The organism is Rhodococcus sp. AB351, assembly GCF_049538275.1.
Lineage (GTDB): Bacteria > Actinomycetota > Actinomycetes > Mycobacteriales > Mycobacteriaceae > Rhodococcus.
On the sequence record NZ_JBMVFW010000038.1, the window covers coordinates 1 to 816 of the forward strand.

The 816-nt window shown below is 62.9% G+C and carries 1 protein-coding gene; it reads left to right on the top strand.

Going from position 1 to position 816, the window contains the following annotated elements:
- Positions 1–756 (top strand): IS3 family transposase (locus tag ACPCXD_RS22895; protein WP_423661209.1); only part of this gene is annotated, 756 nt, incomplete at its 5' end.
- Between the last annotated feature and the right edge of the window lie 60 nt (positions 757–816).

Consider the following 816-nt stretch of genomic DNA (forward strand, 5'->3'; position numbering starts at 1 on the left):
TTGCCGTTGGCGCAGACACCGGACGATCCGGATGCCGATCTGCGCGCAGAGCTGCGCAGATATGCCCGCAAGCATCCGCGGCACGGCTTCCGGCGAGCATGGGCGTGGCTGCGCTACGACCAGGGCATCGAGGTGAACAAGAAGAAGATCCACCGCCTGTGGAAGGAAGAAGGGCTGCAGGTCCGGCGTGCTCCACGCCGCAAACGTGCCGGCCTGTCCTCGGTTCCGATCGTCGACGCGGATGCTCCGAATGTGGTGTGGGCATTGGACTTCCAGTTCGACTCGACCGTCGACGGCAAGACGGTGAAGATCGCGTCGATGGTCGACGAACATACCCGGATGTCGTTGTTGAACATCGTGGACCGCTCGATCACCGCCGACCGGTTGATTGAGGGCTTGGAGAAGGCGTTCGCGATGTGGGGTGGGCCGCCGCTGGTGCTGCGGATGGACAATGGGCCGGAGTTCATCTCGGAAGCGCTGCGGGACTTCTGTGCTGGGTCGGTGGGGATGTCCTACATTCCGCCGGGCACGCCGTGGAACAACGGGTTCATCGAGTCGTTCAACAACCGGTTGCGCGATGAGTGTCTCAACCGAAACTACTGGCCCACTCTGCTCGAGGCCCGGGTGGTGATCGAGGACTTCAAGGACGACCACAATCACCGGCACCGTCATTCGGCGCTGGGGTACCGAACTCCTGCCGAGTACGCTGCCGGATGCACTCACCGGCACCAGCCGGTGGCGTGTGAGATCGACTGATCGACTGCAAGTAGGAATCGGCTCTAGAACCGACCGGACCGACTATCGGGGACCTGCCAC